The 11750-nt window shown below is 69.3% G+C and carries 16 protein-coding genes; 9 read left to right on the top strand and 7 right to left on the bottom strand.

Going from position 1 to position 11750, the window contains the following annotated elements; genetic code table 11:
- Positions 1-11: 11 nt before the first annotated feature.
- The gene (locus SK854_RS26430; RefSeq protein WP_319977785.1) at positions 12-605 is read left to right on the top strand and encodes a DUF3558 family protein; all 594 of its coding nucleotides are present in this window, start codon (positions 12-14) and stop codon (positions 603-605) included.
- Here the strand turns inward: SK854_RS26430 and sigJ are convergent.
- Complete coding sequence (gene sigJ / locus SK854_RS26425; RefSeq protein WP_319977784.1) at positions 602-1471, bottom strand: RNA polymerase sigma factor SigJ; 870 nt, start codon at positions 1469-1471, stop codon at positions 602-604. The genes SK854_RS26430 and sigJ overlap by 4 nt on opposite strands.
- A gap of 71 nt (positions 1472-1542) precedes the next feature.
- Between sigJ and SK854_RS26420 the strand changes: the two genes are divergently transcribed.
- Positions 1543-1914 (top strand): hypothetical protein, encoded by a 372-nt coding sequence (locus SK854_RS26420; protein WP_319977783.1) that lies wholly within the window; start codon positions 1543-1545, stop codon positions 1912-1914.
- On the opposite strand, the gene SK854_RS26415 is transcribed toward SK854_RS26420, so the two are convergent.
- Positions 1911-2114 carry an FmdB family zinc ribbon protein gene (locus tag SK854_RS26415; RefSeq protein WP_319977782.1) on the bottom strand — a complete coding sequence of 68 codons (204 nt, stop codon included), beginning with the start codon at positions 2112-2114 and terminating at the stop codon, positions 1911-1913. The genes SK854_RS26420 and SK854_RS26415 overlap by 4 nt on opposite strands.
- A 32-nt stretch (positions 2115-2146) precedes the next feature.
- On the opposite strand from SK854_RS26415, the gene SK854_RS26410 reads away from it, so the two are divergent.
- Entirely contained in the window at positions 2147-2440 is a 294-nt protein-coding gene (locus tag SK854_RS26410; protein ID WP_319977781.1) for a hypothetical protein, read from the top strand.
- Between the two features lie 3 nt (positions 2441-2443).
- Here SK854_RS26410 and SK854_RS26405 read toward each other — a convergent pair whose 3' ends face one another.
- The gene (locus SK854_RS26405) at positions 2444-3136 is read right to left on the bottom strand and encodes an alpha/beta fold hydrolase (protein ID WP_319977780.1); all 693 of its coding nucleotides are present in this window, start codon (positions 3134-3136) and stop codon (positions 2444-2446) included.
- Positions 3136-3681, bottom strand: coding sequence for a GNAT family N-acetyltransferase (locus tag SK854_RS26400; RefSeq protein WP_319977779.1), 546 nt, complete (start codon positions 3679-3681; stop codon positions 3136-3138). Before SK854_RS26400 ends, SK854_RS26405 begins: the two co-directional genes overlap by 1 nt.
- A gap of 24 nt (positions 3682-3705) precedes the next feature.
- Here SK854_RS26400 and SK854_RS26395 point away from each other — a divergent pair, with 24 nt between their 5' ends.
- Positions 3706-4233: a histidine phosphatase family protein gene (locus SK854_RS26395; protein WP_319977778.1), complete on the top strand. Its 528-nt coding sequence runs from the start codon at positions 3706-3708 to the stop codon at positions 4231-4233.
- Positions 4234-4336: 103 nt separating this feature from the next.
- Here SK854_RS26395 and SK854_RS48280 read toward each other — a convergent pair whose 3' ends face one another.
- Together SK854_RS48280 and ccrA are read right to left on the bottom strand one after the other, a co-directional pair.
- A complete protein-coding gene (locus tag SK854_RS48280) occupies positions 4337-5851 on the bottom strand; it encodes a chromosome segregation protein (RefSeq protein WP_406601829.1) in 1515 nt (504 codons plus the stop codon).
- A 36-nt stretch (positions 5852-5887) separates the two neighbouring features.
- Positions 5888-7201 carry a crotonyl-CoA carboxylase/reductase gene (ccrA, locus tag SK854_RS26385; protein WP_319977777.1) on the bottom strand — a complete coding sequence of 438 codons (1314 nt, stop codon included), beginning with the start codon at positions 7199-7201 and terminating at the stop codon, positions 5888-5890.
- Between the two features lie 176 nt (positions 7202-7377).
- On the opposite strand from ccrA, the gene SK854_RS26380 reads away from it, so the two are divergent.
- Together SK854_RS26380 and SK854_RS26375 are read left to right on the top strand one after the other, a co-directional pair.
- Positions 7378-7737: an SPW repeat protein gene (locus SK854_RS26380; RefSeq protein WP_319977776.1), complete on the top strand. Its 360-nt coding sequence runs from the start codon at positions 7378-7380 to the stop codon at positions 7735-7737.
- Between the two features lie 60 nt (positions 7738-7797).
- Positions 7798-8355 (top strand): TetR/AcrR family transcriptional regulator, encoded by a 558-nt coding sequence (locus SK854_RS26375; RefSeq protein WP_319977775.1) that lies wholly within the window; start codon positions 7798-7800, stop codon positions 8353-8355.
- Here SK854_RS26375 and mce read toward each other — a convergent pair.
- Positions 8327-8764: a methylmalonyl-CoA epimerase gene (mce, locus tag SK854_RS26370; protein ID WP_319977774.1), complete on the bottom strand. Its 438-nt coding sequence runs from the start codon at positions 8762-8764 to the stop codon at positions 8327-8329. The genes SK854_RS26375 and mce overlap by 29 nt on opposite strands.
- Before the next feature lie 125 nt (positions 8765-8889).
- Between mce and SK854_RS26365 the strand changes: the two genes are divergently transcribed.
- Genes SK854_RS26365 through SK854_RS26355 form a run of 3 tightly spaced genes read left to right on the top strand, consistent with a single transcriptional unit; the run spans position 8890 to position 11647 of the window.
- A complete protein-coding gene (locus SK854_RS26365) occupies positions 8890-10080 on the top strand; it encodes an acetyl-CoA C-acetyltransferase (RefSeq protein ID WP_319977868.1) in 1191 nt (396 codons plus the stop codon).
- Positions 10081-10091: 11 nt separating this feature from the next.
- On the top strand, positions 10092-11042 hold the full coding sequence (gene meaB / locus SK854_RS26360) for a methylmalonyl Co-A mutase-associated GTPase MeaB (RefSeq protein WP_319977773.1): 951 nt from the start codon (positions 10092-10094) through the stop codon (positions 11040-11042).
- On the top strand, positions 11039-11647 hold the full coding sequence (locus SK854_RS26355) for a hypothetical protein (protein WP_319977772.1): 609 nt from the start codon (positions 11039-11041) through the stop codon (positions 11645-11647). The genes meaB and SK854_RS26355 overlap by 4 nt, the downstream gene beginning before the upstream one ends.
- Positions 11648-11750 lie beyond the last annotated feature (103 nt).

Here is an 11750-nt window from a genome sequence, read left to right as displayed (position 1 = left end):
ATGGTGGTGACATGCGGCGACTGGTGCTCCTGTTGGCTGTCCTCGTGCTCGCGTCCGGCTGTGCTCACGCGACCATCGGGGGCAGTCCGGTCGCGCAGGCGCCGCTCGACGTCGCCTCGCCGTTCGACCAGGAGGGCTCCACGGATCCGAGCACGGACCCGAGCGAGTCGCAGGACCCGGAGAGCTCGCCGATCGACGGCGAGATCACGCCCACCTGCGCCAAGCTGAAGTGGACGGACCTGCCCTACCCCGGCGCCAAGGCCGAGACGCCGCCCACGCAGATCAACTACGACTCGACGTTCGAGGAGTCGTGCCGGTGGACGACGAAGGTCGACGACGTCGAGGTCGGCGTCTCCCTGCGCTACCGCGAGGGCAAGCAGATCACGATCGAGCGCACCACCGGTGACTGGGACGTGAAGGGTCACAAGGTCATGTACCTGGACCGTTCCGACGAGCAGGACGTCGAACCGTCGTGCGTGCTGGCCCTGCCCTACAACGGTGGCGGGCTCGGGATCATCATCATCGACTCGTCCGGAAAGTTCGGCAGCGTCTGCGACCAGGGCCGCAAGGTCGCCGAGGTGCTGATCGACCGCGAGACCGCCTAGTCCTGTCCCGCGGTTCGCCAGGGCTTCAGCTTCTCCGGGTTCCGCACCGCCCAGATCCTGGTGATCCGGTCGTTCTCCACCTCGATCGCCGCCACCGTCACCGCGACACCGTCGTACGTCGCCACCAGGCCCGGCCTGCCGTTCACCGTCCTGGCGAGGAGCGTCAGATCCGGCGCCGTCCTCCCGATGCCGATGAGGTAGCGGGCGATCTGCTCGCGGCCTTCCACCGGCTTCAGCACCGTGCCGACCTGGCCGCCGCCGTCGGCGATCATGACGGCCGCCGGGTCCAGCAAGGCGATCAGGGCCTGGATGTCCTGCGCCTCCCACGCCTGCTTGAAGTCCCGCACCACGTCCGCCTGCCGCGCGGCCGGGATCTCGTCGCGCCGCGACGCGCGAATCCGCCGCCGTGCGGACGTGGCCAGTTGCCGGCACGCTGCCGGGCTCCTGCCGACGATGTCCGCGATCTCCGCGAACGGGAACCGGAAGACGTCGTGCAGCACGAAGCTGACCCGTTCCGCCGGGGTCATCTGCTCCAGCACCACCAGGAACGCCATGGTGACCGACTCGTCCAGGGTGACGCGGTCCGCCGGATCGGGCTCACCGCCCCATTCCTCGCGGTCCGGGAGCGGCTCCGGGATCCACTCGCCCACGTAGCGTTCCCGCCTGACCCTGGCCGACCCCAGCAGGTCCAGGCAGATGCGACCGGCCACCCTCGTCAGCCACGCGCCGGGGGACTCGATGGTGTCCCGCTGGTCCGCTGACAGGGCGTACCACCGCGCGTAGGTCTCCTGCAGCACGTCCTCGGCGTCGGCGAGCGAACCCAGCAGGCGGTAGGCGAGGTTCAGCAGCTGCCGCTGTTCGCTCACGACCGCGTGCACACCAGGATCAGCCAACGTCCCCCGCCTCACATTTCCGGCCGCTGCGTCGTCGGACCGTCATGGCCACGCACACCACGGCGAAACCCGCCAACCTCAAGCTCCTGCACGCCACCGTCGCTCTGCAGACCGCGGCCGTCTTCGTTCAGTCCATCACCGCGGGGCTGATGATGACCCTCCCGTACGGACACGTCCTGCACAGCGCCGGCTCGTACACGTTGTGGGTCGTGACGGTCGTCCACGTCGTCGTCGCGGTTCTCGCCTGGCGGCCGGGCGGCGGGTCGGCTCAGCCCATTTGGTACGCGGTGGGCTTTCTTGCATTGATCACCGCTCAGGTGTTCAGCGGCTTGTTCCACCTCACGGCCCTGCATGTTCCCCTCGCCGCGGCGCTGCTCGCCGCCAGCGTGGTCTACCTCTTCCGGATCCGGCGCTAGCCGCAGCAACCTCCACCGCAACAACCGCCGCCACCGCCCGCGGGCTGCTGCCGGGTGCCACCGATACCGGCCATGGACAGCAGTTTCACGGTGTCCTGGTGACCATCGGGGCAGCTCGCCGGCGAGGACGACTCGCTCATCGGGCGCTGCACGTCGAACGTGTCGTCACAGGTACGGCAACGGAACTCGTAGGTGGGCACGGACCGATTCTACGAGCGGTTAACGTGTTGTCGTGCCACGTCGTAACAGCCCCAAGCCAGAAGAATCCCGTCCCCTCGGAGGGGGCGTCGGCTGGGCGCGCGCCGAGTCAGGCCCGGACGGCGACTGGCTGGTCCGAGCCATCTCGGGCGCGCAGGCCCAGAAGACCTACCGCTGCCCCGGCTGCGACCACGAGATCCGCCCTGGTGTCGCGCACGTCGTCGCGTGGCCCGCGGAGGACACGGGCTCGGTCGAGGAACGCCGTCACTGGCACCAGACGTGCTGGGACTCGCGCGGCCGGCGAGGGCCGACCGCGCGTCGCTGGTAGTCCTCAGACCCCGACCTGCTTGCGCCACCGCTCCAGCCGAGCCAGGAACTCCTCCGGCTGCTCGACGGGCGGCAGATGTCCCGCGTCCTCGATGCGTTCGCTCGTCGCGTGCGGCAACGTCACGGCGAGCTTCGCGGCCACGTCGGGCGGCGTGAGCTTGTCGTGCTCGCCGACGAGCACGAGCGACGGGACGTCCAGCGACTCCAGCACGTCCGTGGAGTCCGGCCGCTTCGCCATCGCGCGCTGCCACCACGCCACGTCCTCGGCCCGCTGCTCCAGGATCATGGTGCGCACGGACGCCCGTGCGGTGTCCGAGGCGTTGGGGCCGAGCAGGTTCGGCAGCATCGCGTCCGCGAGCCAGTCGCCGACGCCCTCGCGTTCGACGCGGTCCGCCATCGCGTGCCGGTTCGCGGCCGCCTCCGGTGCGTCCGCGGTGTGCTTGGTGTCGACGAAGATCAGGCCTCGCACGCGTTCCGGTGCACGCCTGAGCAACGCCATCGCCACGTAGCCGCCCATCGAGCAGCCGCCGAGCACGACGCTGTCCAGGTTCCGTTCGTCGAGCACGCCGAGAACCCGCGCCGCGACGGTGTCGAGATCGGGCTCGCCGTGGCCGCGCAACGACGGCGTCAACGCGCCCGGCACGTCCCACATCCGCGCGTCGAGCGGAAAGGCGTGCAACAGCACCAGATCGTCCATCAGCTCTCCCACTCCGACGCCAGCACCGACCACACCTCGAGGTCCTGACGAACCCCGTGGTGCAGGAAGTACGAGCGCAGCACGCCGTCCCTGCTCATGCCGAGCCGCCGCGCGACCGCGATGCTGGGCGCGTTCTCCGACGACACCTGCCACTCAACCCGATGCACGCCGCGCTCGCAGATCGCCCAGTCGATCAGGATCCGCGACGCCCGCGTGATCAGCCCCCTGCCCGTCGCGGCCGGCTCCAGCCAGCACCCGACCTCGGCGCGCCCCTGCGGGATGTCCATCACGCGGAACAGCACGCCGCCGACCAGCTTCTCGTCGAGCCAGATCCCGAAGATCCGCCCGGTGTCGGCCGCCGCCTTGTCCGCGTAGCTCTGCAGGAGCTCCCGCGCGCTCTCCAGGTCCTTCGCCTTGTCCGCGAACCCGATGTGCTGCCCGATGAACTCCCGGCCGCGCTCCATGTGCGCGAAGAACTCCTCGGCCTGCCAGGGGTCCAACGGCCTGAGCTCGGCGCCGTCCACGCCCAGCGATCTCACGAACATCCTGTTCCCCCAAGATGGTGTGTTGTGTCCACGCGAATCGTATTGGTGCGCCATGCGCAATCCGTCCTGCCGCGCCTCGGCGAGCCCGACGACGACCAGCGGCCGTTGGCCCCTGCCGGGTTGGCGGCGGCGGAGGCTCTGGTCGATCGACTCGCCGCTTACGCACCCGCGGCCGTGTTGTCGAGTCCGCTGTTGCGCGCGGTGCAGACCGTCAGGCCGGCCGCGGACGCGTTGGGGCTCGCGGTGACGACCTGGCCGTCGTTGCGGGAGTGGGAGTCGGGGTTGGTGCCGAGCGCGGACTGGGAGACGCCGTACGCGTACAGCTGGGCTCATCCCGGCTTCGCTCACGGGGCGGGGGAGAGCCTCGACGCCGTTACCGTGCGGGCGGGGAAAGCGTTGGCGCGCATGGGTGAGGAGTATCCGGACGCGACTGTGCTCGTCGGGTCGCACGGGACGTTCCTGACGCGTGCGCTGATCGCGTCGGGGCAGTGGGCGGATTGGGAGTTCTGCCGCGCCATGCCGATGCCGGCGATCTACGAGGTCACGGTCTGACCTGCGCGGACCCGAAATTGTCGGTGCCGGCTGGGACAATTGAAATCAGGGGTCCCCCTGGGCGGGGGACCCCTGCGTGAGCTTGCTGTGTGAGCTTGCTGGGTCAGGACTTCTTGGCCGTCTGCGGGCGTGCGAGCTTGGCAGTGGGGCCGTCTACCTGAGGCGCCTGAGCCTGGGATGCCTGACCCTGCGATGCCTGGGCCTGAGGCGACTGGGCCTGGGAAGCCTGGCCCTGAGGCGACTGGGCCTGGGAAGCCTGGCCCTGAGGCGACTTGGCTTGGGAAGCCTGAGCCTGGGATGCCTGCGACGCCTGAGCTTGAGCAGCCGGGGCTGGGGACCCCTGCGCCGGCTTGTTCTGCGCCTTGTTCTGCGCCGAGGGCGCGGCCGGCTGAGCCGGTGCAGCCTGAGCGGGCTTGTTCGGCGCGGCAGGAGCGGCCTGGGCGGGAGCTTGCGGCTGAGCCTGCGGTGCCGCGGGCCTCGCCGGTGCCTGACCTGCCTGCGGTGCCTGACCTGCCTGCGGTGCCTGACCTGCCTGCGGTGCCTGAGCGGGCTGGGCCGGCACCGGAGCGCCACCCTGTCCCTGAGCCGGAGTCTGGGTGGGAGCTGGAGCCGCGGGCTTCTCCTCGTCCACCGGGTCGAGCAGCGGCACGACCTCCTGCAGCGCCGTCCGCACGTTGTGGAGCTGGTGCGAGAGGCGGTTGCGGAGGTTGCGGAGCTGGTCGACGCGCTGGGTTGCGGCGGTGGTGCGGCGGTTGGCTTCCTCGGTGGCCTCGCGGACGCGGCGGTTCGACTCGTCGGTCGCTTCCTGGATGCGCGCGGTGGCCTCGGTGATCGCGTCGTGGCGGCGGCGGTTCGCCTCTTCGGTGGCCTCGCGGACTCGGCGTTCGGCGTCGGCCTTCGAGGTGGTCTGCTCGGTCGTGATCGCGGCGCGGACTCGGGCGGCCTCTTCGGCGGCTTCGCGCAGGCGCCGGTCGGCCTCGGCCTTGGAGCTGGCCTCCTGCGCGGCCAGCGTGGCCATCGCCTCGGAGCGGCGGGCGGCCATCGCGATCTCGAAGTCCTCTTCGACGGTCACGCGGCGCTGCTCGGACTCGTCGGCGATCTTGCGGGCGGCGGACTCCGCCTCGGAGACGATCTTCTCCGCCTCGTTGCGCGCCGTTTCGAGAACGCCCTTGTGCTCGGACTCCATGGCGCTGCGGCGCTCGTCGAGTTCGGCGATGAGCTTCTCGTAGCGCTGGCGCAGCACACCCGCGTCGGCTTCCGCCTTGGCGCGGATGTGCCCGCCCTCCGACTCGGCACGGGCCTTGATCTCGTTGGCCTCGTCCTGCGCCAGCCGCAGCATGCGCTGGAGGCGCTCGGAAAGCCCCTCCAGCGTCGTCGGCGGCAGTGACAGGCGCTCCACCTGGTTGCGCATCTCGGTGATCTCCGAGCGTGCGGCTTCCAGCTGGCGCGCCAGATCTGACGTCTGGGAGACAGCGGCATCGCGGTCCGCGGCGAGCAGTCGCAGGTCCGAGTCGAGGCGTTCGAGATGATCCTCGACCTGGTTGCGGTCATACCCGCGCTTGACGATGTCGAAGCCGGATCCCAGTGGGACGAGGTCACGGTCGTCGGCGAGGCCCATGCCCCTCACGCTACCCGTTCGGGTAACCCCAGAAGGTCACACACCCCGGAATCGATTGATAGCCGTGAGGTGTTGTGCGCGTAGTTCGTGATCCAGCACACCAAGACCTTCTTCGGGCGCAAGGCAGAGCACGCCGACCTTGCCCTGGTGCGCGTTGCGGTGCACGTCGTGCGCTGCCTGGCCCGTTTCGTCCATTGAGTACACCTTGGACACTGTCGGGTGGATCTTTCCCTTGGCGACCAAGCGGTTCGCCTCCCACGCCTCGCGGTAGTTCGCGAAGTGCGAGGAGATGATGCTCTTGAGGTTCATCCAGAGGTAGCGGTTGTCGTACTGGTGCATGTAGCCGGACGTCGACGCGCACGTGACGATCTTGCCGCCCTTGCGCGCCACGAACACCGAAGCGCCGAACGTCTCCCGGCCGGGGTGCTCGAACACGATGTCCGGGTCCTCGCCACCGGTCAGCTCACGGATGCGCGCACCGAACCGCTTCCACTCGCGCGGGTCTTGCTCGTGCTCGTTCTTCCAGAACTTGTAGCCCTCCGCCGAACGATCGATGATCAGCTCGGCGCCCATGGAACGAACGATCTCCGCCTTCTCGGGCGAGGACACGACGCAGATCGGCGTGGCGCCACCGTTCAACGCGAACTGCGTGGCGTACGAACCCAGGCCGCCGGACGCACCCCAGATCAGGACCGTGTCGCCCTGCTTCATGTTCGCGCCGTTGGTCGAGACCAGCTGGCGGTACGCGGTGGAGTTCACCAGGCCCGGCGACGCGGCCTCCTCCCACGTGAGGTGCTTCGGCATCGGCATGAGCTGGTTCGACTTCACCAGCGCCAGGTCGGCGAGACCACCGAAGTTCGTCTCGAAGCCCCAGATCCGCTGCTGCGGGTCGAGCATCGTGTCGTTGTGCCCGTCCGGCGCTTCCAGCGGCACGTCCAGACAGTGCGCCACGACGCGGTCGCCCGGCTTCCACGCGGTGACGCCGGGACCCGTGCGCACGACGACGCCGGCCAGGTCCGATCCCACGACGTGGTACGGCAGGTCGTGGCGGCCTCCCAGCTTGCGCAGGAACCCGAACGTGGACACCGGCTCGAAGATCGAGGTCCACACGGTGTTGTAGTTGATCGCGGAGGCCATGACGGCGACCAGCGCCTCGCCCGGCCCGAGCTCGGGCGTGGCCACCTCGTCGACGTGCAGCGACTTGCGAGGGTCCTTGTCCCTCGTCTCCAGGCCCGAGAACATGTCGGCCTCGTCCGCGTGCACGGTCACGCCCCGATAGCTCTCCGGAACGTCCAACGAACCGATCGCGTCCAGCTCATCGGCCAGGATCGCGTCAAGGATCTTCTGCACGGCGGCATTCCTTCCCGATTGAGGGATAGTCGCAGGTTGCCGGAGGTTACTCAGCAGTAACCGATTCAGATGCACGCCTGTGAGGGATTCCACTCAGAAGTGTTGACCGGGCGGCCAACCAAAGAGGAGCATCGAAGGTGTCGAGAGGGAGGTAGCCAGAAAGGACAGGTGCAGTGATGACCAAGGCGTGGACCAGGTGGCAGGACTGGACCGAGGTGGCTATCGGTGTTCTGGTGCTGCTGTCTCCGCTCGTCGTGGACACCTCGAACGCGGCCATGTGGACGATGATCGTGCTCGGCGCGCTCATCGCGATCGACGGACTCGTCGACCTCGCCATGCCCGCGATGATCTACGGGGAGTACGTGCAGATGGTGCTCGGAGCACTGCTGTTCATCTCTCCGTGGGTGATGAGCTACAGCGACCTGATGGCGGCCTCGTGGGTCTCCTGGGTCGGTGGTGTGCTCACCGTTGCCGCGGGGGCGCTGGCGATGCCCTCCGCGAACGCAGCGCACTCGGCCGCCGCACAACCGCACTGATCAGTCAGGAAACCTGTGGGCCCAGGAACCTCTTGGGCCCACACACCCGTGGAGGAACGCGTGGAGGATTCGGCCAAGGAGCGCATCCTGGCCGCGGCCGAGGAGCTGTTCGCCGACGGAGGCTTCGACGCCACCCCGACCTCGCGGATCGCCGAACGCGCCGGGGTGCCCAAAGGCCTGGTGCACTACTACTTCAACCGCAAGAAGGACCTGCTCGCCGCACTGGTCGCGCGGTTGCCGGACAGCACGGTCGACCACCGCCGCGTCGTCGTGGCGGGGGACATCGCCGAGTCGCTCAGAAGACTCGTCGCCGCACTTGACGCGCGGTTGAACGCCTCACCGCTGCTGTCACACCTGTTGTGGCGTGAAGCGGATACGCATTCGGCTGTGCGCGACGCGATGAGGGCGCGCTACGAGAACGTCGCGGCGCAGATCAAGCAGGTCATCCTGGCCGCGGGCGGTGCCACCGTCGCGATGAAGGACGTCGAGGCCGCCGCGGCACTCCTCGCGCTGGCCGTCAGCTACCGGCACTCGGTGGCGCGGCACAGCGACGAGGAGGACCCGATCGACCGGGAACTGAGCTTCGTGGCTAACGCGCTGGCTCGACCAGCTCGATGAGCACGCCGCCCGCGTCCTTGGGGTGCACGAAGTTGACCCGGCTGTTCGACGTGCCGCGCCGCGCCTCCTCGTAGAGCAGGCGCAGGCCCTTCGCCCGCAGTGCGTCCGCCGCGACGTCCACATCGGACACCCGGTAGGCGAGCTGCTGCAGGCCCGGGCCGGAGCGGCCGATGAACTTGGCGATCGTCGAGTCCTCGTTCAGCGGCGCCAGCAGCTGGATGGCGGTGCCGTCGTGGTCGCCGGGCGCGTGCAGCATCGCCTCGCGCACGCCCTGCTCCTCGTTGACCTCCTCGTGCGCCACCTCGAGGCCGAAGTTGTCGCGGTAGAACGCGATGGCGACGTCGAGGTCGGGCACCGCGATGCCCACGTGGTCGATCGCGGTCACGAATCGAGCGATGTCTGCGTTCATAGCGGGCAAGGGTATCTACCTGATCGGTGCAGGTGCCGCTGTGCGGGGTCTCACACGATTACCGCCCAGTAGCCCCAGGTATGGTGCCTAGTTAACGACCGTTCGCTCTTCCAATGGAGGCAGTTGTGTCCGGTTCCGTGATCGTCGCCGGGGCGCGTACCCCGATGGGCCGACTGCTGGGATCCCTCAAGGACTTCTCGGGCGCCCAGCTGGGTGGCGTCGCGATCAAGGCGGCACTGGAACGCGCGGGCGTGGCCCCCGAGCAGGTGCAGTACGTGATCATGGGTCAGGTGCTCACCGCCGGCGCGGGCCAGATTCCCGCCCGCCAGGCCGCGGTCGCCGCCGGCATCCCGATGAGCGTGCCCGCGCTGACCATCAACAAGGTGTGCCTGTCCGGCATCGACGCGATCGCGCTGGCCGACCAGCTGATCCGCGCCGGCGAGTTCGACGTCGTCGTGGCCGGTGGCCAGGAGTCGATGACGCAGGCGCCGCACCTGCTGCCGAAGTCGCGCGGCGGGTTCAAGTACGGCGACGTGACGATGCAGGACCACATGGCGCTCGACGGCCTGTTCTGCGCGTTCGACCAGGTCGCGATGGGCGTCTCGACCGAGAAGTACAACGGCCGCTACGGCGTCACGCGTGAGGAGCAGGACGCGTTCTCGGCGCGGTCGCACCAGCTCGCCGCGAAGGCCGCCGGGAACGGTGTCTTCGAGGCCGAGATCGCACCGGTCTCGATCCCGCAGCGCAAGGGCGACCCCGTCCTGTTCAGCACGGACGAGGGCGTGCGTGCGGACACCACCGCCGACTCGCTCGGCAAGCTGCGCCCGGCGTTCGCCCCGGACGGCACCATCACCGCGGGTTCGGCGTCGCAGATCTCCGACGGCGCGGCCGCCGTGGTCGTGATGAGCAAGGCGAAGGCCGAGGAACTGGGCCTCGAGTGGATCGCGGAGATCGGCGCCCACGGCGTCGTCGCGGGCCCCGACGCCTCGCTGCACGAGCAGCCGTCCAACGCCATCAAGGCCGCGTGCGCCAAGGAGGGCATCGACCCCTCTGACCTCGACCTGATCGAGATCAACGAGGCGTTCGCGGCGGTCGGCATCGTGTCGTCCCGTCAGCTCGGAATCTCCGAGGACAAGGTCAACGTCAACGGCGGCGCCATCGCGCTGGGCCACCCGATCGGCATGTCCGGCGCCCGCATCGCCCTGCACCTCGCGCTGGAGCTGCAGCGCCGGGGCGGCGGCGTGGGTGCGGCGGCGCTGTGCGGTGGTGGTGGTCAGGGCGACGCTCTGATCATCCGCGTGCCCTCCAAGGCCTAGTCTCCTTGGCTGTGGCCACAGCTGTTGACGTAACAGGACTGGTCGACCGCGCGCGTGACGGCGAGCCGCGCGCGGTCGCCAGACTGATCTCCCTGGTGGAACAGGGGAGTGCGCAGCTGCCCCTGGTGGCGGCGGCCCTCGCCCCGTACACCGGGCACGCCCAGGTCGTCGGCATCACCGGCGCTCCCGGCGTCGGCAAGTCGACCTCCACGAACGCGTTGGTGCGTGCTTTCCGCGACCAGGACAAGCGCGTCGCGGTGATCGCCGTCGACCCGTCCAGCCCGTTCTCCGGCGGCGCCCTGCTGGGCGACCGCGTGCGGATGGGCGACCACGCCACCGATCCCGGCGTCTTCATCCGTTCCATGGCCACCCGCGGCCACCTCGGCGGCCTCTCCTGGGCGACCCCGCAGGCGCTGCGGGTCCTGGACGCGGCCGGGTTCGACGTGATCATCGTGGAAACGGTCGGCGTCGGTCAGTCCGAGGTCGAGATCGTGGCCCTGGCCGACACGACGCTCGTGCTCCTCGCGCCGGGCATGGGCGACGGCATCCAGGCCGCCAAGGCGGGCATCCTGGAGATCGCGGACGTCTTCGTGGTCAACAAGGCCGACCGCGACGGTGCCGACCAGACCGCGCGCGACCTCAAGTACATGATCTCGCTGGGCCGCAGGGACCGCGAAGGCCCGTCGTGGCGCGTGCCCGTGGTGAAGACGGTCGCGGCCCGCATGGAAGGCCTCGACCGCGTGGTCGAGGCGATCACCGAACACCAGTCGTGGATGGCCGAGCACGGCGAACTGACCGAACGGCGCCTGCGCCGCGCGGGCGCCGAGATCGAGGCCATCGCCGTCGAACGCGTCCGCACCCGCTTCGGTCCCGTCGACCAGCTGGCGAAGCGCGTGGTCGAGGGTGAACTGGACCCGTTCGCCGCCGCGGAGCTGTTGATCAGCGGTAACCTGCGGTCATGACCGCTTGGGGAGCGCCTGCGCCTGTCGTCATCGACCTCGGCAAGAGCGACACCCGCAAAGTCCTGATCGGCGGCTCGGTCGCCGGAATCCTGGGCATCCTCGCTCTGGTCGGCGCCGTCACGGCGTTCGTGGACGGCGAACCGGTGGGCGGCAGCATCGCGGCCGTCATCGGCATCGCCTTCACCTTCATCGGCGTGATGGCCGTGGTCAAGTGGAAGACGATCTCCCGGCCCCGCAAGCTGATCATCGAGCAGCAGGGCATCCGCCTGGACGACCCGCAGGGCATGCCGTGGGCGGCCGCCTGGCAGGAGCTGGGCGCGATCTCGATCTCCCGGACCCAGGAGCGCGCGGTCCAGCTCGCGGACGCCCTGGTGCGCAGGACCCTGGTGCGCGTCGACCTGCACCCGCGTGATCCGCAGCAGTTCCGGCCCGCGCACCCGACGATGGAGCCGTTGTGGGAGTTCCACCGGGTGCAGAACGGGTACCGGCTGCCGCTCGGTGACTCGGCCGGGTTCATCGGCCCGCTCGACCACGGCTTGCGGACCTTCGCCCCGCAGATCTACCGCGGAGTGATCGACGAGGGGTTCACGGTCGGCCTGCACTGAGTCTTACACCAAACAAGATGCACCTCTACTCTCAGTAGTCCCAAAGTTCACTGTTTGCAGTGATGGTCTCCCCCTTGACTACTGAGTGGAGTTACTCTCAGTC

The organism is Lentzea sokolovensis, from assembly GCF_033949975.1.
GTDB lineage: Bacteria > Actinomycetota > Actinomycetes > Mycobacteriales > Pseudonocardiaceae > Lentzea > Lentzea sokolovensis.
The sequence above is the reverse complement of the archived record's forward strand: the minus strand, read 5'-3'. Positions and strand labels throughout refer to the sequence as shown.